The organism is Clostridioides sp. ES-W-0018-02 (genome assembly GCF_020658175.1).
Classification (GTDB): domain Bacteria; phylum Bacillota; class Clostridia; order Peptostreptococcales; family Peptostreptococcaceae; genus Clostridioides.
Genome location: NZ_JACVVY010000046.1, coordinates 1 through 744, shown reverse-complemented (window position 1 = coordinate 744; position 744 = coordinate 1). Strand labels below are relative to the sequence as shown.

Genomic DNA, 744 nt, shown 5'->3' with positions numbered 1-744 from the left:
AATAAAGAAAAAGAAGCCTACAATAAAGCTAGAGATAAAGCAGATTATCAGCGTGATTATGATGATAAATCAAAAGAAATAGAGGAACTTCAAAAGAAATTAGATATTGCTGAAAGAGATAGTTCACTATCAGGACAAAAGAAAGTACAGGAATTAAGAAAAGAATTAGAAGAGGCTAAGAGAGCATTAGAAGATTTAGTTCAAGACCAGATTGATAAAGATGTAAATGATATGTATGATGATGAAAGTGATAGACTCCAAGATGAAGCAGATAAGGCTAAAGAAGATTTGGATAATAAGTATACTAAAGAAGAATTAGCTAGATTGATCAAAGAAGCATTAAACACAGGATTATTCACAGATATAAATGGTGAGGTTCATGATTTACAACAAACATTGCTTGATTTTGCTGATAAGTATGGTGATGGATTAGGGGCTACAGGGGCTATTATAAAAAGTGAATTAGTTGGTAATCTTGAAATTGCTAAAAAAGTAATGGAGGATATGTTAGATATTCAAGATAAATTAGGTGTTGGTGAATATAGCAATTATTCAGTACCTAGAGGTCGTAGTTATCAACCTCAACAATCTAATCAAAATCAATTTAATTACAATGCTCCATTAGTTAGTGTACAAGGTACTATGAATAGGGATATATTAAAAGAAGTAGAAAAAATGATTAAAAAGTCTCAAGATGAACTTGCCAAAGAAATAGTAAGAAAAACTAAATATTAAAATATTATG

The 744-nt window shown here is 29.7% G+C and carries 1 protein-coding gene; it reads left to right on the top strand.

Annotated elements, in window-relative coordinates; genetic code table 11:
• A partial coding sequence (locus tag IC219_RS21320) for a hypothetical protein (RefSeq protein WP_227853509.1) occupies positions 1-735 on the top strand: 735 nt, incomplete at its 5' end.
• Between the last annotated feature and the right edge of the window lie 9 nt (positions 736-744).